This is a genomic window from Pseudoalteromonas sp. NH0006-26, assembly GCF_057552415.1.
Map to the genome: position 1 here is coordinate 434,571 of NZ_BAAJMJ010000003.1, position 24,174 is coordinate 458,744.

Annotated in this window: 21 protein-coding genes; 16 read left to right on the forward strand and 5 right to left on the reverse strand. The window is 40.5% G+C overall.

Annotated elements, in window-relative coordinates; all coding sequences use genetic code 11:
• Positions 1–54: 54 nt before the first annotated feature.
• Both AC27JR_RS07015 and AC27JR_RS07020 read right to left on the reverse strand, forming a co-directional pair.
• Positions 55–1,692: a methyl-accepting chemotaxis protein gene (locus tag AC27JR_RS07015; protein WP_076919333.1), complete on the reverse strand. Its 1,638-nt coding sequence runs from the start codon at positions 1,690–1,692 to the stop codon at positions 55–57.
• Between the two features lie 276 nt (positions 1,693–1,968).
• Positions 1,969–4,194, reverse strand: coding sequence for a S9 family peptidase (locus tag AC27JR_RS07020; RefSeq protein ID WP_487173168.1), 2,226 nt, complete (start codon positions 4,192–4,194; stop codon positions 1,969–1,971).
• A gap of 107 nt (positions 4,195–4,301) precedes the next feature.
• On the opposite strand from AC27JR_RS07020, the gene AC27JR_RS07025 reads away from it, so the two are divergent.
• Together AC27JR_RS07025 and AC27JR_RS07030 are read left to right on the forward strand one after the other, a co-directional pair.
• The gene (locus tag AC27JR_RS07025; RefSeq protein ID WP_131690586.1) at positions 4,302–4,700 is read left to right on the forward strand and encodes an HIT domain-containing protein; all 399 of its coding nucleotides are present in this window, start codon (positions 4,302–4,304) and stop codon (positions 4,698–4,700) included.
• Positions 4,701–4,730: 30 nt separating this feature from the next.
• Positions 4,731–5,261, forward strand: coding sequence for a protein tyrosine phosphatase family protein (locus AC27JR_RS07030; protein WP_487173170.1), 531 nt, complete (start codon positions 4,731–4,733; stop codon positions 5,259–5,261).
• A gap of 61 nt (positions 5,262–5,322) precedes the next feature.
• Here AC27JR_RS07030 and AC27JR_RS07035 read toward each other — a convergent pair whose 3' ends face one another.
• Complete coding sequence (locus AC27JR_RS07035) at positions 5,323–7,023, reverse strand: dipeptidyl-peptidase 3 family protein (RefSeq protein ID WP_076919335.1); 1,701 nt, start codon at positions 7,021–7,023, stop codon at positions 5,323–5,325.
• Positions 7,024–7,311: 288 nt separating this feature from the next.
• On the opposite strand from AC27JR_RS07035, the gene AC27JR_RS07040 reads away from it, so the two are divergent.
• Positions 7,312–8,151: an HDOD domain-containing protein gene (locus AC27JR_RS07040; protein ID WP_008111992.1), complete on the forward strand. Its 840-nt coding sequence runs from the start codon at positions 7,312–7,314 to the stop codon at positions 8,149–8,151.
• A 67-nt stretch (positions 8,152–8,218) separates the two neighbouring features.
• Here the strand turns inward: AC27JR_RS07040 and rdgC are convergent, their stop codons facing one another.
• Entirely contained in the window at positions 8,219–9,130 is a 912-nt protein-coding gene (gene rdgC, locus AC27JR_RS07045; RefSeq protein ID WP_008111993.1) for a recombination-associated protein RdgC, read from the reverse strand.
• A 73-nt stretch (positions 9,131–9,203) separates the two neighbouring features.
• Entirely contained in the window at positions 9,204–10,970 is a 1,767-nt protein-coding gene (locus AC27JR_RS07050) for a sensor histidine kinase (protein ID WP_008111996.1), read from the reverse strand.
• Positions 10,971–11,348: 378 nt separating this feature from the next.
• On the opposite strand from AC27JR_RS07050, the gene AC27JR_RS07055 reads away from it, so the two are divergent.
• From AC27JR_RS07055 to AC27JR_RS07115, 13 genes are all read left to right on the forward strand, one after another.
• The gene (locus tag AC27JR_RS07055; protein ID WP_008112003.1) at positions 11,349–11,717 is read left to right on the forward strand and encodes a response regulator; all 369 of its coding nucleotides are present in this window, start codon (positions 11,349–11,351) and stop codon (positions 11,715–11,717) included.
• A 230-nt stretch (positions 11,718–11,947) separates the two neighbouring features.
• Entirely contained in the window at positions 11,948–14,365 is a 2,418-nt protein-coding gene (gene thrA / locus AC27JR_RS07060) for a bifunctional aspartate kinase/homoserine dehydrogenase I (RefSeq protein WP_487173171.1), read from the forward strand.
• A gap of 9 nt (positions 14,366–14,374) precedes the next feature.
• Entirely contained in the window at positions 14,375–15,310 is a 936-nt protein-coding gene (gene thrB, locus AC27JR_RS07065) for a homoserine kinase (RefSeq protein WP_487173172.1), read from the forward strand.
• Positions 15,311–15,321: 11 nt separating this feature from the next.
• Entirely contained in the window at positions 15,322–16,605 is a 1,284-nt protein-coding gene (gene thrC, locus AC27JR_RS07070) for a threonine synthase (RefSeq protein WP_487173173.1), read from the forward strand.
• Positions 16,606–16,873: 268 nt separating this feature from the next.
• Entirely contained in the window at positions 16,874–18,130 is a 1,257-nt protein-coding gene (gene glyA, locus AC27JR_RS07075; RefSeq protein ID WP_008466843.1) for a serine hydroxymethyltransferase, read from the forward strand.
• A 107-nt stretch (positions 18,131–18,237) separates the two neighbouring features.
• A complete protein-coding gene (gene nrdR / locus AC27JR_RS07080) occupies positions 18,238–18,687 on the forward strand; it encodes a transcriptional regulator NrdR (RefSeq protein WP_010390928.1) in 450 nt (149 codons plus the stop codon).
• A gap of 2 nt (positions 18,688–18,689) precedes the next feature.
• Positions 18,690–19,817: a bifunctional diaminohydroxyphosphoribosylaminopyrimidine deaminase/5-amino-6-(5-phosphoribosylamino)uracil reductase RibD gene (ribD, locus tag AC27JR_RS07085; RefSeq protein ID WP_487173174.1), complete on the forward strand. Its 1,128-nt coding sequence runs from the start codon at positions 18,690–18,692 to the stop codon at positions 19,815–19,817.
• 24 nt (positions 19,818–19,841) lie between these two features.
• Positions 19,842–20,495, forward strand: coding sequence for a riboflavin synthase (locus tag AC27JR_RS07090; protein ID WP_138594802.1), 654 nt, complete (start codon positions 19,842–19,844; stop codon positions 20,493–20,495).
• A gap of 28 nt (positions 20,496–20,523) precedes the next feature.
• Positions 20,524–21,636 (forward strand): bifunctional 3,4-dihydroxy-2-butanone-4-phosphate synthase/GTP cyclohydrolase II, encoded by a 1,113-nt coding sequence (gene ribBA, locus AC27JR_RS07095; protein ID WP_076919342.1) that lies wholly within the window; start codon positions 20,524–20,526, stop codon positions 21,634–21,636.
• A 93-nt stretch (positions 21,637–21,729) separates the two neighbouring features.
• Positions 21,730–22,194, forward strand: a complete 465-nt coding sequence (gene ribH / locus AC27JR_RS07100; RefSeq protein WP_076919343.1) for a 6,7-dimethyl-8-ribityllumazine synthase — start codon at positions 21,730–21,732, stop codon at positions 22,192–22,194.
• Between the two features lie 15 nt (positions 22,195–22,209).
• On the forward strand, positions 22,210–22,620 hold the full coding sequence (gene nusB, locus AC27JR_RS07105; protein ID WP_010390936.1) for a transcription antitermination factor NusB: 411 nt from the start codon (positions 22,210–22,212) through the stop codon (positions 22,618–22,620).
• An 87-nt stretch (positions 22,621–22,707) separates the two neighbouring features.
• A complete protein-coding gene (thiL, locus tag AC27JR_RS07110) occupies positions 22,708–23,682 on the forward strand; it encodes a thiamine-phosphate kinase (RefSeq protein ID WP_487173176.1) in 975 nt (324 codons plus the stop codon).
• On the forward strand, positions 23,679–24,164 hold the full coding sequence (locus tag AC27JR_RS07115) for a phosphatidylglycerophosphatase A family protein (RefSeq protein ID WP_008110211.1): 486 nt from the start codon (positions 23,679–23,681) through the stop codon (positions 24,162–24,164). The genes thiL and AC27JR_RS07115 overlap by 4 nt, the downstream gene beginning before the upstream one ends.
• Positions 24,165–24,174: the final 10 nt, after the last annotated feature.

Below are 24,174 nucleotides of genomic sequence, written 5' to 3' on the forward strand. Positions count from 1 at the left end.
TTCTCTATATAAATATGTCTAAAAAGCCCTGAAAATCAGGGCTTTTTAATTGAGTTAACTAAGCTTAAAGCGCGATACCACGCTTGATAACTCAACACTACTTTGTTTCAGTTTGTCGCTAGCACGGGTTAAATCATTGGTGTTACCCAGTGATTGCTCAGTTGATTGCGAGAGGTCGTTAATTCTCAAATTCACCTCATCTGCGGCCGATGTTTGCTGCTCTGTTGCTCTTGCAATTTGGCCGTTCATATCGGTGATCACCGATACCAATCTGTCTATTTCATCAAGCGAGGTATTGGCAGCAGAAGCTTGCTCAACGGTTGAGATAGAAATTTCTTGGCTAGATTTTACCGCTTCAACCGCAGCTTTAGCGCCTTCTTGCAGTTTAGCTATCATGGCTTGAATTTCATCGGTACTTTTACCTGTTCGGCTGGCCAGCGTTCTCACTTCATCGGCTACAACGGCAAAGCCTCTACCATGCTCACCTGCTCGCGCTGCTTCAATGGCTGCATTGAGTGCCAACAGGTTAGTTTGCTCTGCAATACTTCTTATTACATCAAGTACCGAGCCTATGTTATTACTTTCTTGAGCAAGATCAGCGGTAACTTTACTTACGGTTTCTATGTTAGTAGAAAGGGCTTCAATAGCTGTAATTGTTTTCGACACCACGCTTTTACCACTTGATGCATTACTTGCCGCTTCATTTGCGGCTTGTTCGGCGGCTTCGGCATTACGGCTAACATCATGAATTTGATGGGTCATTTGCTCCATAGCTGCAGCCACTTGAGTTGAGCTGTCGTTTTGTAACTCGATAAATGATTGGCTGGTTTTACTCGAGTCATCGACGGTATGAGCATGGTCGTTTACATCGTTTGCACTTTTGGCTACCAGTACTAAAGACTCTCTAATTTTAGAGACAAATAAGTTAAATGATTGCGAAAGTTGAGATATTTCATCATTACCATTTTCGTTCAGAGTACGGGTTAAATCTCCCTCACCTTGAGAGATGTCTTTCATCATCTGGGCGGCTAAACGGGTAGGGGTTAAAATACTACGACCAATAAAGTAACTAAATAACACCACCACAATAATCATAATAACTACATTAATAATGATAATAGTGCGCTGCTGCGAAAAGGCACTGTCTATAGTATCAAGGTACACGCCTGAGCCGATTATCCATTGCCATTGATCAAAACCTTTCACAAACGCAATTTTGTCTACGGGGTTGTCGTTACCTGGTTTTGGCCATTTATAAGGCACATAACCTTCGCCGGATTTTTTAACAACGCTAACCATCTCAACAAATAGCGGGGTGCCATCAGGGTCTTTGTTATTAGTTAAATCTTTTCCCTCAAGAGCTGGTTTAATTGGGTGCATTACCATGGCAGGCTGATAATCGTTTATCCAAAAATAGTTCGTATCATCGTAGCGCAATGAGCGGATTGAAGCGATTGCTTGAGATTGTGCCTGTTGGCGAGTGAGTGTTTGGTTTTGTTCAAGGGCTGCATAGTGCTTAATAGTGCTATATGCAGTTTCTACCACATTTTTAGTTTTAAGGTATTGCTCTTTTTTGAGCGCTTGGTATTGATTACTCAAACTCGAAATACTCAATACAATTAAACCCAATATTACAATCCCTACTAAAATGGCTAGACGTTGAAATATAGTAAAACGACGGAGGTTTGGCATAAATATGTTCCTGTATCAGAGCATTATTTTTCTTCAATAAGCATAGTTAAAATATAGGCTAAGAGAGCTTTATTTTCATAATATTGTATTTCTTATATTTCGTTTTAGCGGTTAGTTTAAATACAATAACAGTTGGACGCTGAAGCTTAGACTTTTAGTTACCCGTGCTTAAGATGGATTTAATTATTGTGTGTTGACGTTTTAATATATCTTATTAGCATAAAAAAAGGCTGATACTTGTATCAGCCTTTAGTCGAATGATTAACCTAACTCTAGTTAGTTTGTATTAAAGTTACGGTTAAAGAAGTTAGTAATAGTTTGATGTAAGTGAGTCTGCACTTGTTTACCGCGAAGGCTATGCTTTGAGCCTGGGTAAGTCATCATTTCAAACTGTTGATTGTTATCTTGCAGCTGTTTAAACAATTTAGTTGCATGGGTAAACAACACGTTGTCATCGGCCATGCCATGGTAAATCATAAGTGGGCCTTTTAAGCCTTCAGCATATGGGAAAACAGCACTGTCGGTATAACCTTGCGCATTCGTATCAGGGTGACCCAAATAGCGCTCGGTGTAGTGAGTGTCGTACAAGGCCCAGTCAGTTACTGGTGCGCCTGAAACACCAGCACTAAAGTAGTCGCCTGCTTTAAACATGGTCATTAGCGCCATATAACCACCATAGCTGTGGCCGTATATACCAATGCGTGCAGGGTCTACGTAGTCAAGGGTACGTAAAAATTCAACGCCTTTAATCTGATCAGCTACTTCAACAACACCTAACTTTTTATATATTGCATCTTCAAACTTTTTACCACGATTGTAAGAGCCACGGTTATCTAGTTGAAAAATAACATAACCTTGTTGCGCCATATATTGAAAATATAAGTTTTTACTACGCCAGCTATTAGTGACTCGTTGAGCATGAGGGCCGCCGTACACGTTAACAATAACCGGATGCTTTTTACCTTTAGCCATGTTTGCTGGTTTAAATAAACGGTAATGCATAACTTGGCCGTCTTCAGCGGTAATGGTGCCGTACTCAGGCTGTGCTAAATCAGTCAAAAAGGGAGTGAGTGGGTGTGAGTCATCTAGTTTGTTTTCTTCAAGCCACGTAATAAATTCACCATTAATTTTGCGTAGTGCTGCTGAATTTGGTTTGTTGACCGATGAGCTGGTATCAATAAAGGTTTTATTATCTTTTGCCAGTACGACATTGTGATATTGGCCTTTTTCAGTAATACGTTTAATTGCTCCTTTTTTAAATAAAGGCGCGCTGTATAAATGGCTCTCTAGCGCAGTATCTTTACGCGCTGCAAAGTAAACCATACCATTTTTTTCATCTACCCCTTTTAAGCTATCAACAACCCAGTCACCAGCGGTTATTTGACGAATAAGTTGGCCATTATTTCGATACAAATAAAGGTGCTTAAAGCCATCACGCTCTGAAGCCCACACAAAATGCTTTTTGTCTTTTAAGAACTCAAGGTCAAAATGTAGGTTGATCCAGGTATCGCTTTTTTCAGTTAATGCGACGGTTTGTTGTTTCGTTTTACTGTTGTAAAAGCGTAACTCTAAATTGTGCTGAGAGCGATTTTGCCACTGGTAAGACAGGGTGTTACTGTCGTTTAGCCATTTAGCACGTGCGATATAAATGTCTTTATCTTTACCTAAATCAATCCAGTCAACAGCTTGGTCATTAAGTTTCACAACACCAAGTTGAATTTCAACATTGTTGGTGCCAGTAAATGGGTAGCGCTGATTAAATAGCTTTACTTCATCTGCATAAATTTCGTTACGAATCGCTTCCTGAACAGGGCTTTCATCAACGCGAGTAAAGGCGATTTTAGATTCATCATTTGCCCACCAATAACCGGTCATGCGACTCATTTCTTCTTGCGCCACAAATTCGGCCATGCCATTTTTAATAACGCCACCGCCATCTTTACTTAACTGAGTTTCTTTGCCAGATGCCAGTTCTAGTGCATAGAGGTTTTGCTCGCGAATAAACGATACAAAATTCCCTTTTGGAGAAAAGCGCGCATCGGTTTCAAATGCTTCAGTGTTAGTCAGTTTTTTACTATTTTTTGTGTTTAAGTCGAAATAATAAAGGTCGCCATTTAGAGGAAATAGCAGTGCTTTACCATCTTTTGACCATTTATATTCAAGAATACCTTTACCAAAAATACGTTGGCGTTCACGGCGTGCTTTTTCTTCATCTGATAGGTTTTCTGGGCCTGAAAATAACTGCGCTGAATCAACAAGTAATCGATTGGTATTGTCTTTTAAATTATATTCCCATAAATCGTAGCGGTTATAGTCATCTGTTTTACCTTGTAAGTAGGTGACACGGCTGCCGTCGGGAGAAAATTTAAGTTGTACTGGAGACTTTCCCGCTAAGCTAGGATCATCAAATATACGCTCAAGCGTTAGCGGCTTTGCTTGGGCGCTTAATGCGCCTGCCATCAGGGGGATTGCCAGTGAGAGGTGTTTTAGTTTTTTTAACACAGGATTGCCTTTACTTACATAAAATTATCCCCGATGGTAAAGCACAAGCGTGTGCAACTGCAACTAAATGCTATAAAGTGTGCAGTAAAATAACTAAGGATATCAACATGAGTGAAACCCCTTTTATCTTAGCCCCAGAGCTACAAAAAGATTGTATTGAGCTGGCTGATTGGCCATTGTGTAAAGTATTGTTATTGAATGACAGTCAATATCCATGGTTTGTATTAGTCCCAAGGGTTGCAGGCTTAAAAGAGATTATTGATTTAACTGAGCAGCAACAAATCACTTACTTACAAGAGTCGGCTAAGCTTAGTCATTTATTAATTGAGGTGTTTAATCCGGATAAGTTGAATGTGGCCGCGCTTGGTAATATGGTGCCGCAATTACACATTCATCATATAGCGCGCTTCAAAACAGATATTGCATGGCCTGCGCCTGTATGGGGCAAGTTTCCGAGTATCCCTTATACTAATGAGCAGATAGAGCAATTAAAAACGTATTTTTAAAATTAGAATGAGTTACTTTGAGGGGATAGTATGAAATTAATAAAACAACTTTGTGCCAGTATATTTATGGCAGCTATTGCTGTTTCAACCGTAATAGCGAGTGAGCAGCCAGTCGCTATAGATGTGGTAAATAACGCCAACATTAAAAACTTTGCAGCGCATAACAACGTGGTTTTTTCAGCAGCGCAACCGACTGATGAGCAGTTTAAGCAACTATCACAAGCTAAGGTGAAGCACGTTATTAATTTACGTGCAGCAGATGAGCAAGACTGGGATGAAGGGGCATTAGTAAACTCTTTAGGAATGAATTATCACGCAATTGAGATTGCAGGTGCACAAGATGTAAACATCGACAATGCAAAACGATTAGCTAGCCTTTTAGAAGAACTTAAAGGTGAGTCAGTGGTTGTTCATTGTGCGAGCAGTAATCGTGTTGGTGCGCTAATGGCTATTTCAGCCCATCAGCAAGGCGCTGATATTGAGTCTGCAATTGAAACAGGCAAGCAGTGGGGAATGGTAAGCCTAGAGCCGGTTGTTCGTAAAGTGATGAGTGATAAATAATCAGACAATAAAAAAGCGTTACAGTGTAACGCTTTTTTTATGTGAACTAATTTAGCTCATATTAATTAAGGCCAAGCACATCTTTGCCTTGTTTGAAGGTCACATCTACAGGGATGTTCGCTTTGCTTAACTTTTCTAAATCTTTAGCAAGCTCCGCTTTAATATCGCCATGAGTGGCAATAAGTTGATCTACTTTTTCGTAATCACCATCACCTTGCAGGGTTAAAATAAGGCGTGATAACTTTGCCATAGCATCGCCCATTTTATCCATGTTGATGCTGTAAAGTCCGTCTTCATTTTTAGAGAAGGCACCTTCTTGAGCAAAAAAGTTAAAGCGGATCATATTTGCTTTACCATGCGCACTTGAAGCACCAAAGCGCACTGAGCGGAAAATACCCGCCATAAAAGTGGTGTAGTAATCTTCTAATGTACCTTCGGTGATTTCACCTTTTTTAAGTAACTGTTCAACCATGTATAAACCAAGAATATCGGCTTTGCCTTCTTCTAAAGCGCTAGCGTGCTCTTGAAGTGATTGGCGAACAGTACCTTTACCCGTTAGGGTGTTTTTAATCCCTAAACCGTGAGCCACTTCATGGAACATGGTATTGGCAAAAAATGCATCAAAGGTAATGTGTTTGCGTTGCTCAGGTACAATTAACTGCTCTGAGATAGGCACTAAAATTTTATCAAACTTCGCACGCATTGCGTTTTTAAGCTGTAAACGACGTGTGCCTTTTTCTAGTTGTACTTGTTCATCATTGGGTAAGTTAATCGCAATGGTTTTACTGCCTGCATTTGAATGCCCTGCATAGTACACAACATCGTAGGCATTTAGATCAGCATCTGAGCCCGGTACTTCTTGCTTGTACTTACTATCGACAGGTAAGCCTTTTTGCAGCTCAGGTAAAAAGGCTGCAAATTTCGCTAGGCGCTCGCTCCATTTTAAATCTTTAATAAGAACATATGATTCATAAGCTGCGCGGTAACCAAATAATTGATCTTCGTAGTTTTCAATCGGGCCAATAACCACATCGATAGGGTTATTTTTCATATCCATCCAAGCAAAGTCAGAGGCTTGAAAATCATCATTTTGGATTGCGTCAGCTCGTAAGTTTAGGTAGTTGGCGAATTCTTTGTCGTCGGCTAGTTTGCTAGCCTCTCGAAGTAACTCAGCAGCTTGAGCAAGCTCTACTGCATACTCTTCTGAATAAGGTGTGCTGTATAAATTACCTAATTCATCACGCTTAATCAGTGAGTAAAGGCCTGTTTTATCTTTTACATCAGCGTTATTAAGCTCTTCTTTGGTGATGTCTGCTGGGTAAAAGCCTGCACCAAGCGGCTTTTCTTTATAGCCTGATAAGAATACTTCATCGCCGTTTAAGCGATCCCATGGGCCGTAGTTAATATCGGCAAACTGACGTACTTTTTCATCATCTAATTGTGCTAAAAAGTCTTGTTTATTTTTACCAAATGCTTGCTTCCAGAATAAATCATCCATAATTTTTGAAGCATCAATAAGCTTAGCAACCATGGCTTTTTGATTGTCAGATAAGTGCGATAAATCACTTTGTAAACTAAAGTCGGTGTAAATGTCTAAGCGTTGACGGTCAATATTAACAAGTGTTGGGCCTGAAGGCGCTGTTGAAGCCGCTGGCGTAGAGTTTTGTGCTGTGTTGCTTGAAGAAGGTGCTTGCTCTGAGCAGGCACTAAGAAAAACAGCGCCAGAGAGCAATATCGCTTGGCTAATTTTATTTAAGTTCATTATTTTGCCTATTTAAAAGTCAATTTTATAGCTGGTGTACTGTAAGTTAAGGTACTGAAAGCGTGTTAATCTGCCTTAGCATGTTCGCATTAAAGCAAAACACACTAGTAAATAGCAAGTATTAGACGTTAGAGCGCATAAATCAGGGGAGGAGGTGTAAATAATTGAATAATTATCTACACGTTTCTTTACTTTGGGTATATGTTTAGTACTACATTAGCATTGAAATAATTAATAATATAAGACCTGCCGTAAAGCGAAGTAGGTCATAAAGCAAAGGGATAATTTATGTCTACAGAAAATGCCTTACTCACTATTTTGGTTGATAGAATTAACAACGACACACTGGTGTTACCTACATTACCTGAAGTGGCGATTAAGGTTCGTCAAGCCGCTGACAACCCAGATGTAAATTTGATGCAAATGTCAGATGCAATAGCGCATGACCCTGCATTGTCTGCACGTATGATCAAAGTAGCAAATAGTGCCATTATGGGGCGTGCTGTAAAAGTGTCTAATTTACATCAAGCGGTGACACGTATAGGGCTCAGACAAATAAAAAATATAGCCACGGCAATGGCAATGGAGCAGCTGTTTGTATCCAACAATGAGCTAATAAAGGGCTATATGGGCAAAGCGTGGCATAAAACGCTGCATGTTGCTTCGCATTCTATTTCACTGATGGAATTTTACTTAAAAAGAAATACCCATACCTCGCTTAACCGTGATGCCATTACTTTAGCTTCATTGGTTTATAATATTGGGGTATTACCAATTTTGACTGAGGCTGAGCGACACCCTGAAGTATTTGCTAATCCGAGCTTTTTAGCGCATGCAATTCAACGCTTAAGCGGTAAAATTGGCGGCTCAATTATGAAAGCATGGGAATTCCCAGATGTGTTTGTAGAAGTTGCACAACATTGGGCCGATGTTAACTATCGCTCGACTGAGGTTAGCTATATCGATTTTATTCGTATCGGCGCAATCCTTGAAGGCACTTTACAAGTATCAGATAAATCTGCGGCGCTACAAACCTACATTGATAAAGGCATTATTCCTTCTTTAGAGATGTTAGAGAGTGAAGAGTATCTGCATTTGGTTGAAGACGTAAAAGAAATGTTCAGCTAAAATTTTGAATAATAAAAAGCACGATTAGTATCGTGCTTTTTATATGTGATGCTATTTAATAAAGCTTTTACGCTAAATCGTCGGCATCACCTAAGCCTTGAGTAAGCTCTTCAAGAAGCTGCTTTATTTCCTCAGATGCAAGAATGAAATCTGCGTCTAGCTTAACCGCCATATCTTCTTTTGGAATATCTGCATTTTCTTCTTTAAGTGTTTCACTGTAGCTTAAACGTTTAATTGAACCATCGTTTTGTAGCATAAACTTAACGCGCTCTTGCCAATCAAGGGCAAGCTTAGTCACGCGTTTACCACTTTCAAGGTGCGATTTCACTTCGTCACACGATAAGTCATGGCCTTTAAGCTTAACTTGGGCACCACTGTCATCCGCTTCTTCAAGTTCAGCATCTGAGCCAATCGCAAAGCCCTCAGGTGTACTAAAGTTAGTAAGCCAGTCAGTTAAAAATACATCTAAATCATAGTTAGCAAACGCAGGAACAACCGGTAACGTGCCTAACGATTTACGTAATAACGCCAAAAGTTCTTCAGCTTTATTAAAGCTTGCACTATTAACTACAACCCAACCATTTTCTTGGTCTATGAACGCAAACTGTAGGCTCGACTTTTTAAATGCTTGTGGCAGTAGCGTGTGTAAGATGTTTTCTTTTAATTCATCTTTTTCTTTTTTCTTTACAGGGCGATTTTCTTCGGCTTCAATCTGATCTACTTTTTCAGCGACAAGCTCATTTATTACAGACGCGGGTAACACTTTCTCTTCACGCTTGGCACACACTAAAATACTTTTTTGTGAGAAGTGAGACAGCGTTTCACCATGCTTACCAAATGCTTTTGTCCAGCCAAATGTTGCCAACTCTTGGCCAGTGCAGGGACGAAATAGATCTTGTTCTAACGCCTTATCAAAGTCTTCTTGAGTGTACGAAACGTCTTGTTTAAAGCGATAGCATATAAGGTTACTAAACCACATAGGGAAATGATCCATTTAAAAAATTTGTGCAATCATAGCAATAAAAGCCGCTTCTAGAAACGGCTGATTTTACTTAGTCGAGTTTAAAAAGTGGCAGGGGGGATGACATGTTTTTAGGGAACGAAATTCGGTAATGTAATCCTTGGTTAGGTTCGCTACTGACTTCAATTTTGCCATTGAGTGTTTGTTTTACAAGGTTAAAAATAATGTGAGCACCTAAGCCACTGCCACCTTCATCACGTTTTGTGGTAAAGAATGGGTCAAATAAACGCTTAAGTTGAGCTGGTTTCAAACCGATACCATTATCTTGGTAATTAATAACTAAGTCGTTTTCATCGGTGTTTACATCTATGGTAATTTGGCCGCTGTTTATATTTTCAAAGCCATGCACTAATGAATTCATAATTAAGTTAGTAAATATTTGGCTGATCACCCCTGCTGGTAAATTAATAATTAAATCATCCGGGCAATGTAGGCGAATGCTATGGGATGTTTTTTTAATCTGTGGATGTAAAGAACGTATAACTTCATTGATGTAATCCTTAAAGTTAATGGTTCTTAAAGCCTCACTGGCTTGATCTACTGCAATTTGTTTAAAGCTAGTGATCAAGTCTGATGCACGCTCTAAATTGTGAGAGAGTAGTTGAGCGCTTTGTGCTGCATCATTAATAAATCCTTCCAATGCAGAGGAAGACAGTGATTTATTCTTAAATGCGGTTTCTATTTCAGTTAAGCGCTCTTGCAAAAATGAAGTAGCAGTTACGCCAATACCAATAGGGGTATTAATTTCATGAGTGATACCCGCTACTAAACCGCCTAATACCGCCATTTTTTCTGAGCCAACCAGTTGCTCTTGCGCAAAGCTTAGTTCATCGAGCGAGTTCTGTAGCTGAGTTTGCTTACTTAGCAGTTCTTGCTCAGTTTGCTTTCGTAAGTCAACTTCTTCAGTTAATACCGCTTTTTGGCGCTCGAGTTCATATTTTTGTTGCTGTAAATCGATCATTGCTTGGCTTAAGTTTGATGTTTTACGCGCAACATCTTGTTCAAGCTGCAAATTTTGTTGATCTAGTTTTTGATTACTTTCGATTAGGTCATGCTGAGTTTGTTTTAACTCTTTTTTATACTCAACAACTTTAGAAATCAGATTGTTAAAAGAGCGCTCCATTACCTTTAGCTCGTTATTTTCATCGGTAACGACTTTAACGTGCTGGCCATCGAGCTCTTCTAATTCAAGGTATTCAATTTGCTCAGTGAGTTGTGTGAGCGGCTCGGTTAGTAGCTTTCTAAATGCGATCAAAAATAAGATGATTAAAAAGGTGGTTTTAATCATGGCGTTGCCAATTAAAAAGTAAATAGAGAGCATAATGCGGCTGAAAATTACGTCCCGGCTAGAAAATAAAGTCACATCGCCCACTTGGGTGGCACGGCCTGAAAACTCAAAAATAAGCGGAAATGTATAGCCAAATAAACCAGCTTTGGTGTCTTCTACAATCACATCTTCTTGAACAAGCTGCTGGCTGTATAGGTTGTGAATGTTTAACGCTCGGCCTAGTTGCGAAATAATAGCGCCATTATCATCACGAATAATAACCCCTTCAACCATAGGAATATCAAGCAACCCCTCTGCAGTTGTGGTGGTTTGCTTTATATTTAGCTCCCAAATTGCTCGGGTTAGACTTCTACCAAATGTTTTTTGTAGTGTGCCGAGCTCATCGCGTATGTAATCTTTGGTATTAACATACTCTGCGAAGATTTGTCCGCAGGTCACCACAAAAGTCAGTATAAAATAAACTGATAAAACCCGTGTGAGTAACTTTGTTGAAAGACTTTTTTGCGGCATGAGGGACTTGTATTTCCTTTAATTATTCAGCTATTGGTGTACGCTTATAAACATTAGTTAATAAATCATTAAAAATAAACATATATTTTATTATATTGTTATTTTGCGCTCTTAAATAAGCATTACCCTGTAAACTTAACAATTGTACTCCTATCCAAGTGTAGTGTGTTTAGCTAGTTTGTTTGTAAATTAGGAGGGGGATTTTGCTAATTTGTATTGTGCACTCATGCATTTTATTGATAACGTTAATAAAAGCTATAGTAAATAACCTGCTCGCTACTTATATTGGTTATATTTTTGACTTTTTACTGACTGAGCAAGTAAATTAATTTTAAAGTGGGTTTAGGTGTTTTATATGAGTTTAATTAAATAGTCATTATGGTGCGTTTTTCTATTTTAGTCTGTGATGACTCAACCGTTGCCCGTAAGCAAGTGATCCGTTGTTTAAACGAGTGCATTGATGCCGATATTCAACAGGCTACAAACGGTAAAGAGGCCTTGGAGCAATTGCATCATGGGCAGTTTGATCTTGTGTGTCTTGATTTAACCATGCCTGAGGTTGATGGCATTGCAGTGCTTGAGCAAGTTAAAGCAAATAAAATAGAATCTTATGTATTGGTAATTTCTGCTGACATTCAACAAAAAATGCGAGAGCGAGTAGCGCAACTTGGCGCAATCGATTTTATTCATAAACCGATTAATAAAACACAACTTAACGAAGTTTTGCATAAGTTTGGCATTTATTAATAAAATTCATGATGAAAAAGACTGTTTTATCTTCTAATTTAGGGTTGACAGAATAGCCTTTGTTAAGGCAGTCTTAAGCTTATGAAAACATTTAGTCTTGTAACGACCATTATTATTACAACCACCATTCTTACTGGATAGTGGCATAGGTCGGTGCAACAAATTTAAAGGCCTGTGTTCACTTAGAACACAGGCCTTTTTTCGTTTTATGGAATGAGGAAACATAAAAAATGCGCGTTTTAAAATTTGGCGGCTCATCGCTCGCTGACTTTGCCTGCTTAGAGCAAGTAGCTGCTCTAGCTAAGGCACAATTAAAAGATGAAATGTTACTGGTGCTTTCAGCGCCTGGCGGTATGACAGATTCGCTTGTTGCGTTGGCTAGTGCCGCAGAGCAGGGGCAGGATTTCAATCTGTTATGGGATGCACTTGTTACCCGCTGCAATGCCTTAAAAACGGCAGTAGAAGAAAAGCAAGGAGCAGTTAAAAATTGGCCTGACTTTGACGAATTGAAAAATAAGCTTGATGGGGTTGCACTAATTAAGTGTTGCCCAGATAAAATCAGGGCTTTTATTATTAGCTTTGGTGAACGTGTTAGCGTATCGCTAATGCAAAGCCTATTAGCCGATCATAACGCGCATTATTTACAAGCAACAGACTGTATTGTTTCAACGGGTGGACACATAGACGCTGAAGCCGATTTAGTCGCCAGTAAAGCCCGTTTTCAAGCGGTACTAAAAGAGTCGCCAGCAACGGTTTACATTATGCCAGGATTTACTGCAAGTAATGATAAAGGTGAGCTCACAACGCTTGGTCGAAATGGCTCTGATTATTCAGCAGCAATTGCTGCAGCGTGTTTAGAGGCACAAGTGTGCCAAATATGGACTGACGTTGATGGGGTATACAGTGCCGATCCGCGTTATATCAAAAAAGCCACTAAGGTTGATTTCCTATCTTACAAAGAGGCGATGGAGCTTTCTTATTTTGGCGCTAAAGTGTTGCACCCTAAAACTATCCTACCCTGTGCAAAAGCTGGAGTGCCATGTGAAATTAAAAACACCCATAACCCAGATGCACAAGGCTCACTAATTAGTAACGATACGGTATCTGATGAACCAGTAAAAGCACTCTCAAGCCTACAAAACTTAGCTATGCTGACCGTTTCGGGCCCTGGTATGAAAGGTAAAGTGGGCATGGCATCGAAAGTATTTAATGCATTAGCGCATGATAACGTGTCAATCGTACTGATCACTCAATCATCATGTGAATTTAGCATTAGCTTTTGTGTGCATGAAAGCGATTTAAATCTAGCGTTAAGTGCGTTACAAGTAGCCTTTGACTTAGAGTCAAAAGCGGGGCTCATTGAGCCGGTAAATGTGCAACGTAATTTAGCAATAGTAACGCTAGTGGGCGATAACATGCGCGCTCACAAAGGTTTAGCGGCTAAGTTTTTTGCATCGCTAGCTCAAGCACAAGTAAACATTGTTGCCATAGCGCAAGACTCAACTGAAAGTGCTATTTCAGCGGTTATTGACGGCGAATTATGTAATGACGCGGTTAAAATTTGTCATGAAAACTTTTTCACTCATGTTCCTTCAATTGATGTGTTTTTATTGGGCTGTGGCTTAGTAGGCCAAGAGCTAATTAACCAACTTGAGCGTCAACAAGCATGGCTTGAAAAGCGTAATATTAAATTAAATCTATATGGTGTGGCTAACTCTCGCCAATTACACCTTGATGGTGAAGGCATTGCGTTTGATGATTGGCAGCAAAAGTTAGCGCAATCAGAGCAAGCATTCGATTTAAAATTAGTTGAACAGTTTGTTAAGCAAAATCACCTGGTTAACCCTGTGCTAGTTGATTGTACTTCATCAGATGCCTTGGCTGCCCAATACGTCGACTTTTTAAATGCGGGTTTCCATGTTGTGGCTGCTAATAAAAAAGCCACGACAAGTTCATATACTTATTACCAAGATTTAATAGCAGCTACACATAAAAATAACCGTAAGTTTTTATACGAAACCAATGTAGGTGCGGGTTTACCTGTAATTGATAACTTACAATCACTCTTTGGTGCCGGCGATGAATTACTTGAGTTTAGTGGTATTTTATCTGGCTCGCTTTCGTACATGTTTGGTGCCCTTGAAGATGGTTTATCACTCTCTGAAGCAACGATTAAAGCGAAAGAAAGTGGCTTTACTGAACCCGATCCTCGTGATGACTTATCGGGGACTGACGTTGCACGTAAACTGCTCATTATTGCCCGCGAGTCAGGCATGCAATTAGAGCTTAGCGACATAGAAGTGGAGTCGGTATTACCACAAGGCTTCGCCCAAGGTGACAACGTTGAGCAATTTATGGCAAAACTACCAAGCCTGGATGCTGGCTTTAACGACCGTATTCAAAGTGCAGCGAGTGAAGGTAAAGTACTTCGCTATGTAGGCACAATTAAAAATGGTCACTGTAAAGTAGGTATTGAAGCGGTCGATTCATCACATGCATTGAGTGTTATTCGTGATGGTGAAAATGCGTTGGCTATTTTAAGCCAATACTATCAGCCACGTCCGTTTGTTATCCGTGGTTATGGCGCAGGCTCTGCAGTAACTGCTGCGGGTGTATTTGCCGATATTCTTAAAACACTATCACGCTAGGGGGCGGTTATGATTGAAGTTTATGCGCCAGCCTCCATTGGTAATTTTACGGTTGGTTTTGACTCCCTCGGTGCGGCGTTAGCTCCGATTGATGGCAGCTTGCTGGGGGATGTGGTTACTATATGTGAAGCGCCTCGTGATGAGTTTATTTGTAGTGGCGAATACGCCCATAAACTCCCAAGCGATGCGAATGAAAATTTAGCGTATCAATGTTTAGTGCATTTTCGTACACATGTAGCACCGAATATGCCAGCCGTAAAATTAGAGTTGAAGAAAAACCTGCCTATAGGGTCTGGATTAGGCTCAAGTGCCTGCTCTGTGGTGGCGACATTTGCAGCACTGGATAAATTTGCCAAAACTAATTTAAGCCAAGTAGAGCTCATTGAGCTTATGGCAGATTTTGAAGCCGTTGTAAGTGGAGGGCGCCATTACGATAACATCACACCGTGTTATTTAGGCGGCTTACAGCTAACCGGTGATTTAATTCCTGATAAATCTATTGCTTTACCTGTCGATGAAAACTGGTATTACGTTGCCGCATTTCCAGGCTTTTCGCTCAATACCGCAAAAGCGCGCTCTGTTTTACCAAAAGAGCTTAGTATGCATGCGGGGGTTGAGTTTGCGCAGCGTTTATCGGCGTTTAGTAGCTTACTGTTAACAGAGCGTTTTGATGATGCATTAAGCATTATGAAAGACGAAATAGCAGAGCCATACCGTGCGCCACTTATAAGCGGCTTTAGTGATGCCAAAGCAAGCTTACCAGCACTGGGTGCTGAAGTTGTGAGTATTTCAGGCGCAGGGCCGACCTTGTTTAGTGTATGTAAAACGCTTGAAGCGGCAGAGCAATGCGCGCAGTGGCTAGAGGAAAACTACATCAACGAGCAAGGTTTTTGCCATATTTGTAAATTAGATAACGACGGCACGCGTCAATTAAATGTTTTATAGGATCAAGAGTCATGCAATTACATAATTTAAAAGAATATTCACAAAAAGTGTCGTTTGTTGAAGCTGTAAAAACAGGACTGGGGCGTAATCAAGGGGTGTTTTTTCCTGAGTCGTTAGCGCCATTAAGTGATGTTGATGCATTACTCGATATGGACTTTGTTACTCGCAGCGGCAAAATTTTATCGCACCTTATTGGTGACGAGCTACCAAGTGATACTGTTGCCCAGATGGTTAAGAATGCGTTTAACTTTCCGGTTAAGCTGGTGGAAGTTGAAGACAATACCTATTGCTTAGAGTTATTCCATGGCCCAACACTGGCATTTAAAGATTTTGGTGGCCGCTTTATGGCAGAGTGTTTAGCTCAGTTTAACCACGGCGAAAAAGTGACAATATTAACTGCAACATCGGGTGATACCGGGGCTGCCGTAGCGCATGCTTTTTATAACAAACCAAATATTGATGTGGTTATTTTATACCCTAAAGGTAAAATTTCACTCGCTCAGCAAAAGTTATTTACAACGCTTGGTGACAACATTCACTGTTATGCGATAGAAGGCAGTTTTGATGATTGCCAAGAGTTGGTTAAAAAATCATTTTTAGATGAAGAGCTAAAATCGAAATTAGGTTTAAACTCAGCAAATTCAATTAATATTAGCCGCTTAGTTGCGCAAGTTTGTTATTACTTTGAGGCAATAGCACAGCTGCCAAAAGAAAAGCGTGCTACAGCGCATATTTCAGTACCCAGTGGTAACTTTGGTAATGTGTGTGCGGCTATGATTGGCGCTGTTATTGGTATGCCAGTAGGTAAACTCAGTGCGACTACAAACCAAAACGACACAGTACCGCGCTTTATGCTTGATAAAAATTGGACGCCTAATGCGACAATTGAATCGCTTTCAAATGCAATGGATGTGAGTAAACCTAATAACTGGCCTCGTGTGCAATCAATGTTAGATAATAACTGGTTTAGTTATGATAACTTTTATTCGGTGAGTGTTGATGAGCAGCAAACACAAACAGTGATGAAAAAAATTCAACAGCTTGGCTATATTGCAGAGCCTCACACCGCAATTGCTTACCAAGGTCTTGTAGAAAATAAGGCGGCAGATGCTGTGGGGATTTTTTTAGCGACTGCGCATCCGGCCAAATTTAAAGACAGCGTTGAGGATATCCTTAATGTTGAATTAGATATGCCAAAGCCGTTAGCTGATGCATTAGCAAAACCGTGTTTAGCCACTGATATGCACAACGATTATGATGTTTTGCGTACAGAATTGTTTAAAAAGCTAGCCTAAAAAAGGCAGATAATAAAAGCGGCTTAGGCCGCTTTTTTTGTTTGTTTATGTATCGCTTTAGGCATAACGCATAAGCTAAATAAATGTAATAAATAAAATTCATTTAAAATTGTTATTAGTTTATAAAAAAATATCATCATCAAAATGCTGTGAAATAGTTTCAATCCCTGTTTAAATATCCTCAACTTAAGAGCGTAGGCAAAGAGTCGTTTTAAGCGTACAATAAAGCCTGTAAAAAATACCCATACACGTTGCCCAGGAGACCCCAATGTTAGAACGTAGCATGAATATTTCGGATTTTGATCCAGAGTTATTTGACGCGATGAGCAAAGAAACATCACGTCAGGAAGAGCACATTGAGTTAATTGCATCTGAAAACTACTGTAGCCCACGCGTACTAGAAGCGCAGGGTTCTCAACTTACTAACAAATATGCTGAAGGCTACCCGGGCAAACGTTACTACGGTGGCTGTGAGCACGTTGATGTGGTTGAGCAGTTAGCGATTGACCGCGCAAATGAATTATTTGGTACAGATTACGCAAACGTGCAACCACATGCGGGTTCACAAGCGAATGCCGCTGTTTTCCAAGCACTATTAAGCCCACTTGATACCGTTTTAGGCATGAGCCTAGCGCACGGTGGTCACTTAACACATGGCTCACACGTAAACTTCTCAGGTAAAACATACAACGCAATTCAGTATGGCCTTAACGAAGAAACTGGCGAAATTGATTACGCACAAGTTGAAGCGTTAGCACTTGAGCACAAACCAAAAATGATTATTGCGGGTTTCTCTGCTTATTCAGGTATTGTTGATTGGGCTAAGTTCCGTGAAATTGCAGACAAAGTAGGTGCATACTTATTTGTTGATATGGCGCACGTTGCAGGTTTAATTGCTGCGGGTGTCTACCCAAGCCCTGTGCCATTTGCTCACGTTGTAACAACCACAACACACAAAACATTAGCCGGTCCTCGCGGTGGTTTAATTATCTCTGCGTGTGGCGATGAAGATATTTACAAAAAGCTAAACAGCGCTGTTTTCCCGGGTGGCCAAGGTGGTCCTTTATGTCATGTTATTGCTGCTAAAGCGGTGGCATTTAAAGAAGCACTTCAACCTGAATTTAAAACATACCAAGCACAAGTTGTTAAAAATGCTCAAGCAATGGTTGCAGTATTACAAGAGCGCGGCTACAAAGTAGTATCAGGTAAAACTGACAATCACTTATTCTTACTTGATTTAATCGATAAAGATATCACAGGTAAAGATGCAGATGCTGCCCTAGGTAATGCGAACATCACTGTTAATAAAAACTCGGTACCGAACGATCCACGTTCACCATTTGTTACTTCTGGTTTGCGTATTGGTTCACCAGCAATCACTCGTCGTGGCTTTAAAGAAGCAGAGTCAAAAGAGTTAGCGGGCTGGATTTGTGACGTACTAGACAACATCGAAGATGAGTCAGTACAAGCGCAAGTGAAAGAAAAAGTGAAAGCAATTTGTGCAAAATTACCTGTTTACGCTTAATCCAAGAGTAAAATAGTAATTTAGATCACAACTGCACACATTTTTGTTATGATAATGGCCGCTATGATAGCGGCCATTTTTTGTTTTTAAAACGGAAACACACAGTTATGCATTGCCCTTTTTGCACCGCCAAAGATACTAAAGTTATTGATTCTCGCCTTGTAGGTGGGGGACACCAAGTACGTAGACGTCGTGAATGTAATGAATGCCACGAACGATTTACCACCTTTGAAGGGGCTGAATTAGTGATGCCACGGGTCATCAAGCAAGATGGCAGCCGCGAACCGTTTAATGAAGATAAGTTACTAAATGGCTTAACTCGCGCCCTTGAAAAGCGCCCTGTAAGTACTGAACAAGTTGACGAAGTAGTTAATATAATTAAATCGCAGCTGCGAGCCACTGGCGAACGCGAAGTGTCTAGTCATTTGGTAGGTGAGTGCATTATGGAAGCGCTGAAAAAATTAGATAAAGTAGCCTATGTAAGATTTGCCTCAGTATATCGCTCGTTTGAAGATATACGTGAGTTTGGTGAAGAAATAGCCCGCTTAGGAGAGTAGTAATGACCATGCAAAGCTCGTTTTCAGAGGATGATAAACGTTATATGGCACGTGCCATTGAGCTGGCAAAAAAAGGGCGCTTTACCACCACTCCTAATCCTAATGTAGGCTGCGTACTAGTAAAAAATAATAAAATAATAGCCGAAGGGTTTCATCAATTAGCAGGGCAAGGTCATGCTGAAGTTAATGCTTTGGCTGAGGCCGGTGAAAGTGCTAAAGGTGCAACCGCTTATGTAACCCTAGAGCCTTGCAGTCATTATGGTCGTACACCGCCTTGTGCTGAAGGGCTAAAGGCCGCGGGTGTGAAAAAAGTGATTGCTGCTATGGTTGATAGCAACCCGCAAGTTGCAGGAAAAGGCCTTAAAATTTTAGCGGATGCAGGTATAGAAGTCGCTTACGGATTACTTGAAGAGCAAGCGCGGGCATTAAATTTAGGCTTTTTTAAACGAATGGAGCAGGGGGTGCCCTTTGTTACCTGTAAAATGGCCGCCAGTATTGATGGTAAAACAGCGCTTAAAAATGGCCAAAGTAAATGGATAACCGGGCCCGCTGCGCGCCAAGATGTGCAGCTATATCGTGCTCAGAGCTGTGCAATTTTAACCGGTGCCGATACAGTCTTGATGGATGATGCAAAACTAAATGTACGCCCAGAAGAACTTCCGGTTTCTTTACCGACCAATTTACCACTGCGCCAACCGGTTCGCGTTATTATTGATTCCCAAAACAGACTTACCCCTGAACTTGCCTTATTTTCAATTCAAAGCGAGGTGATAATATTTACCACTCGGGTTGATAAATCGCATCAGTGGCCTCATTTTGTTAAACAGATCGAACTACCCGAAAAGAACAATAAAGTAGACTTACAAGCAGCGCTGCAAAAGCTAGCGCAATTACAGTTTAATAATGTGTGGTTAGAAGCGGGTGCCACATTGGCCGGAAAAATGGCTGAACTTGATTTAATTGATGAGTTTGTTTTTTACATTGCCCCTAAGTTAATGGGTAGCGATGCAAGAAGTTTACTGAATTTCCCAGAGTTAATGAGTATGCAAAATACCATTAATTTAACTTTTAATGAGTGTGTGCCAATTGGTGATGATTTACGTATCACAGCACTAAAAAAAGCTCATTAATCATTTTATATAAAGAGTAGCACTATGTTTACTGGAATAGTTGAAGCGACAGGTAAAATTGCGTTATTGCAAAAAAAACAAGGTGATTTAGCTATTCGTATCCAAAGTAAAAACCTTGATATGAGTGATGTTAAGTTAGGTGACAGTATTGCAACCAATGGTGTGTGCCTCACTGTTGTTGATAAGCATGTAGATGGCTTTAGTGCTGACTTATCAAATGAAACGATTAGCTTAACAGGGTTTGCACATTACGCTTTAGGGCAAACAGTTAACTTAGAAAAGGCGATGCAACCTGTATCGCGCCTTGGAGGTCATTTAGTGTCTGGTCATGTAGATGGTATTGCCACTATCACTGCAATTAATACCAATGCGCGAGCAACAGAATATTGGTTAGCCACCGACGAAAATTTAATGAAATACATTCCTTATAAAGGGTCTGTGTGTATTGATGGTATTAGCTTAACGGTCAATGCGGTTGAAGGTAATAAATTTAAACTGACAATTGTGCCCCACACCAGCGGGCAAACGACCATAGCCGATTTTCAAGTCGGTACCAAAGTGAATCTAGAGGTCGACCAAATAGCACGTTATTTAGAGCGCCTTGTAAAGGGAGCTGAGCATCCTACTGGTTCAGATATTTCGATGAGCTTACTCGCTAAAGCGGGCTTTATAAAATAACGATATTGACAACTTATACGAGCAACTTATGAATTTAAACAGCGCACAAGAAATAATAGATGACATTAAAGCCGGTAAAATGGTTATTTTAATGGACGATGAAGACAGAGAAAATGAAGGCGATTTAATTATTGCTGCTGAGCACATTAGTGCAGAAGCAATTAACTTTATGGCGACTCATGGCCGTGGGTTAATTTGTTTAACCATGACTCAAGAGCGTTGCTCGCAACTTGATTTACCGCTGATGGTTAAAAATAACGGTGCCGCGTTCTCGACCAACTTTACTATGTCTATTGAAGCGTCAAAAGGGGTTACAACGGGTATTTCTGCAGCGGATCGTGCTCGCACTGTTCAAGCTGCCATTGCTAAAGGCGCTGTGCCAAGTGATATTGTACAACCTGGGCATATTTTCCCTATTATGGCGCAACCTGGCGGCGTATTAACGCGCGCAGGGCACACTGAAGCTGGCTGTGATTTAGCACGTTTAGCGGGGCTTGAGCCGTCATCAGTGATTGTAGAAATTCTGAATGAAGATGGCACCATGGCGCGCCGCCCTGACTTAGAAGTATTTGCTAAGCAACATGATATTAAAATTGGCACCATAGCTGATTTAATCGAATACCGAAACCTAAATGAAACCACTATTGAGCAAGTTGCAAAATGTAAATTGCCAACTGAGCATGGTGAATTTGACTTAGTGACTTACAAAGACACCATTGACGGACAGCTGCACTATGCATTGCTTAAAGGTGAAATAAAACAACAAGAACCGACGTTAGTGCGAGTGCACTTACAAAGTACCTTTAACGATATTCTACTCTCTGATCGCAACGCTGATCGCAGTTGGGGATTATCGCAAGCCATGGCGTATATAGCTGAGCATAATGGTGCTTTAGTCATTCTAGGTAAGCAAGAAAGCACTGAAGAGTTAGAAGCCACTGTAAAAGCCTTCGCTGCAGCTGATGCCGGTGAGAGTGTAACGCCGCGTAAATTCCAAGGTACTTCGCGCACCGTAGGTGTGGGTTCGCAAATTTTGGCTGATTTAGGTATTCAAAAAATGCGTTTGATGAGTTTACCGAAAAAATATCATGCATTATCAGGCTTCCATTTAGAAGTGGTTGATTACGTAGAGCCACAATAATTACACGCTAGGTTATTATTTTATTTATGTGGTATAATGCGCATCAATTTTTGCGCAACCGAAATCGCTTAAACTTATTTTTAGGGTTATCAAATGAAAATTATTGAAGGTACTAAATACGCCCCAGGCAAAAAGTTTGCCATTGTCATTTCACGTTTCAATGACTTTATTGGTAGTAGCTTGCTTGCAGGTGCTGTTGATGAGCTAAAACGTACTGGTGGAGTATCAGAAGATGATATTACCGTTATTTACGTACCAGGTGCGGTTGAATTACCTTTAGCAGCGAAACGCGTTGCAGCAAAAAAAGAATATGATGCAATTATCGCCTTAGGTGTAGTGATCAGGGGAGGTACGCCTCACTTTGATCTTGTCGCTGGCGAGTCAAACAAAGGGCTTGCACAAGTATCACTTGAGTATGATATCCCAGTTGCATTTGGCGTATTAACCACTGAAAGCATTGAGCAAGCAATTGAGCGCGCAGGTACCAAAATGGGTAACAAAGGCGGCGAAGCTGCTTTAGGTGCGCTTGAAATGGTTAATGTGTTAGATAAAATTTAAGTTTAAGGAATTTTTGTGAAACCAGCAGCAAGACGTAAAGCACGTATCTTAGCACTTCAGGCCGTATACTCATGGCAATTAAGCGGCAATGCTATTGCCGATATCGAACAACAAATGTTGATCGAAAACGATGTGACTAAAATTGATGTTGAATATTTTAAAGATTTAGCGCGTGGAGTTGCCGTAAATCACAAGCAACTAGACGAAGCTGTATCGCCTCATTTAACTCGTCCATTTGATGAATTAGACGAAGTTGAACGTGCAATCTTACGTTTAAGCAGCTACGAGCTTAAATTTCGTGAAGACGTGCCTTACAAAGTCGCTATCAATGAAAGTATTGAATTAGCTAAAATGTTTGGCGCTGAAGATAGCCATAAATTTGTAAACGGTGTACTTGATAAAGCTGTAAAACAGTTACGTAAGTAATAACAACTTTAACTGAATTCTAAATCAGATGAGTTGCTATAAATAACCGTTAAAAAGGAGAGCCGGCATAGGTCGGCTTTTTTGTGTATGAAGGAATTTGAATTAATTAATCGTTACTTTAAAGGTCGTGGCATTACTCGTCGCGATGTTAATTTAGGGATTGGAGATGACTGTGCGCTTGTCACAGTACCTGCGAACTGTCAGCTTGCTGTAACCACAGATACCTTAGTGGCTGGGGTGCATTTTTTTCACGATATCTCCCCTCGTGCATTAGGGCATCGAGCTCTTGCTGTTAATTTAAGTGATTTAGCTGCCATGGGCGCAGAACCTACCTGGGTATCGGTTGCACTTACGTTACCTAGTATCGATCCACAATGGATTGCTGAGCTGACTGATGGCATGCATGAAATTGCTGAGTACTTTAATGTTCAGATCATTGGTGGTGATACCACTCAAGGTCCACTTAGTATTACTATTTGTGCAAAAGGCACAGTCCCTGAAGGCAAAGCATTGCGTCGTAGTGGCGCAAAGGTGGGGGATTGGATTTTTGTAACTGGTCCGCTTGGTGATGCAGGCCTAGCGATTGAGTCGAAAAAACAAGGTTTATCGATTGCACCTGAACACTTAAAGCATATTAATAAACGTTTGAATTTCCCCACACCACGTGTAGCTGCAGGGCAAGCGTTACGTGGCTTAGCCTCGTCGGCCATTGATATTTCAGATGGGTTACTTGCCGACTTAGGGCATGTGCTAAATTTATCACAGGTAAGCGCAACCATTAATATCGAAAACGTCCCCACCTCAGATGCCATGCAAGCGAGTCTTGATTTTGAGCAGCGACTTCCTTTTGTTCTTAACTATGGCGATGATTACGAGTTACTGTATACCGTTGCTGATAGTAATAAGAGTATGCTAGATATTAAGCTGCGCCAATACGGTGTAGAGGCAAGCTGTATCGGGCAAATAAAAAGTGGTGACGGCAATATAGAGTTATTACACCAAGGCGAGAAGTTTGCTTTTGAACATAAAGGCTTTGAACACTTTTCCAAGGAGCAGGTTTGAATAAAAACCGATTATTTAATTTAAAACGCCCACATCAATTTTTTGGTTTGGGTTTTGGTACTGGGCTTGCACCAAAAGCACCTGGTACATTTGGCACATTGGCAGCATTACCGTTTATTTTTATTACCATGCATTTTCCGCTATGGTTACAAATTGTATTTGCAGTCGTCATTAGTATATTTGGTATTTGGGCGTGTGGAAAAACAGCCGATGACCTTCAAGTACATGATCATCCTGCGATTGTTTGGGATGAAGTTGCTGGTTACTATATTACTATGATAGGCGCAGCACTTAACTGGCAAACATTATTAGTGGGCTTTTTACTGTTTCGCTTTTTTGATATAGCAAAGCCTGGGCCGATTCGCATACTCGATAAACGTGCCCATGGTGGGTTTGGTATTATGGCCGATGATGTGCTTGCAGGTATTTTTTCGCTTATTTGTTTGCAAGCATTGATAAAAGTAGGTTTACTACCCTTTTAATTTATTATTT

Coding starts and splice junctions, on each gene's coding strand:
- AC27JR_RS07015 (WP_076919333.1), bottom strand. CDS start 1,692: ATGCCAAACCTCCGTCGTTTTACTATATTTCAACGTCTAGCCATTTTA.
- AC27JR_RS07025 (WP_131690586.1), top strand. CDS start 4,302: ATGAGTGAAACCCCTTTTATCTTAGCCCCAGAGCTACAAAAAGATTGT.
- AC27JR_RS07030 (WP_487173170.1), top strand. CDS start 4,731: ATGAAATTAATAAAACAACTTTGTGCCAGTATATTTATGGCAGCTATT.
- AC27JR_RS07035 (WP_076919335.1), bottom strand. CDS start 7,023: ATGAACTTAAATAAAATTAGCCAAGCGATATTGCTCTCTGGCGCTGTT.
- AC27JR_RS07040 (WP_008111992.1), top strand. CDS start 7,312: ATGTCTACAGAAAATGCCTTACTCACTATTTTGGTTGATAGAATTAAC.
- rdgC (WP_008111993.1), bottom strand. CDS start 9,130: ATGTGGTTTAGTAACCTTATATGCTATCGCTTTAAACAAGACGTTTCG.
- AC27JR_RS07050 (WP_008111996.1), bottom strand. CDS start 10,970: ATGCCGCAAAAAAGTCTTTCAACAAAGTTACTCACACGGGTTTTATCA.
- AC27JR_RS07055 (WP_008112003.1), top strand. CDS start 11,349: ATGGTGCGTTTTTCTATTTTAGTCTGTGATGACTCAACCGTTGCCCGT.
- thrA (WP_487173171.1), top strand. CDS start 11,948: ATGCGCGTTTTAAAATTTGGCGGCTCATCGCTCGCTGACTTTGCCTGC.
- thrB (WP_487173172.1), top strand. CDS start 14,375: ATGATTGAAGTTTATGCGCCAGCCTCCATTGGTAATTTTACGGTTGGT.
- thrC (WP_487173173.1), top strand. CDS start 15,322: ATGCAATTACATAATTTAAAAGAATATTCACAAAAAGTGTCGTTTGTT.
- glyA (WP_008466843.1), top strand. CDS start 16,874: ATGTTAGAACGTAGCATGAATATTTCGGATTTTGATCCAGAGTTATTT.
- nrdR (WP_010390928.1), top strand. CDS start 18,238: ATGCATTGCCCTTTTTGCACCGCCAAAGATACTAAAGTTATTGATTCT.
- ribD (WP_487173174.1), top strand. CDS start 18,690: ATGACCATGCAAAGCTCGTTTTCAGAGGATGATAAACGTTATATGGCA.
- AC27JR_RS07090 (WP_138594802.1), top strand. CDS start 19,842: ATGTTTACTGGAATAGTTGAAGCGACAGGTAAAATTGCGTTATTGCAA.
- ribBA (WP_076919342.1), top strand. CDS start 20,524: ATGAATTTAAACAGCGCACAAGAAATAATAGATGACATTAAAGCCGGT.
- ribH (WP_076919343.1), top strand. CDS start 21,730: ATGAAAATTATTGAAGGTACTAAATACGCCCCAGGCAAAAAGTTTGCC.
- thiL (WP_487173176.1), top strand. CDS start 22,708: ATGAAGGAATTTGAATTAATTAATCGTTACTTTAAAGGTCGTGGCATT.